This is a genomic window from Tamlana crocina, assembly GCF_012037625.1.
In genome coordinates this window covers 1-393 of sequence record NZ_JAAVJS010000386.1, presented here as the reverse complement: position 1 = coordinate 393, position 393 = coordinate 1, and the positions used below count along the sequence as shown (strand labels likewise).

Below are 393 nucleotides of genomic sequence, written 5' to 3'. Positions count from 1 at the left end.
GTTAAAGATTATGAGGCTAAAGAAGCTATTATTATTGCCGATGGGGAAGAGGTCACAGGGAAGTATTTGCTTTTAGAATGTATGAACATCAGGTATATTGGACCCAATTTTGAACTTGCCCCTAATGCTCAAACCGGGGACGGGGAATTTGAATTGGTTGCAATTCCTGAAGATGGCAGAGAAAAGTTGATGAGATATATTGAACATCTTTTGGATCCATCCAAAAAAGACATTCCCCTTGAGGATTTTGCACAGCTGCGGAAGGTGAAAGAACTGAGATTAAAATGGCAGGGAACAGATCTGCACGTTGATGATGAAGTAGAGCTTAACTACGACAATGAAGAAATTGAAGTGAAAAATAATCCCGGTTCTTTTATTTTTAATGTTCCTGAA

Annotated in this window: 1 protein-coding gene; it reads left to right on the top strand. The window is 38.7% G+C overall.

The window, feature by feature from the left end; translation table 11 throughout:
• A partial coding sequence (locus HC176_RS17250; RefSeq protein ID WP_209309782.1) for a diacylglycerol/lipid kinase family protein occupies positions 1 to 393 on the top strand: 393 nt, incomplete at both ends.